Below are 248 nucleotides of genomic sequence, written 5' to 3' on the forward strand. Positions count from 1 at the left end.
GTAGTTCAGTGGTAGAATACAACCTTGCCAAGGTTGGGGTCGCGGGTTCGAATCCCGTCTTCCGCTCCAATTTTCAATATGACATGCCGGGGTGGCGGAACAGGCAGACGCACAGGACTTAAAATCCTGCGGTGGGTGACCACCGTGCGGGTTCGACCCCCGCCCTCGGCACCATATGCGCCCGTAGCTCAATTGGATAGAGCGTTTGACTACGGATCAAGAGGTTAGGGGTTCGACTCCTCTCGGGC

At 57.3% G+C, this 248-nt stretch carries 1 tRNA gene; it reads left to right on the forward strand.

What is annotated here, in order from left to right:
• The first annotated feature begins 85 nt into the window (after positions 1-85).
• Positions 86-174, forward strand: a tRNA-Leu gene (locus QO049_RS30665).
• Positions 175-248 lie beyond the last annotated feature (74 nt).

The sequence above is a fragment of the Bacillus sp. RB3 genome (assembly GCF_030164735.1).
Classification (GTDB): Bacteria; Bacillota; Bacilli; order Bacillales; family Bacillaceae_G; genus Bacillus_A; species Bacillus_A cereus.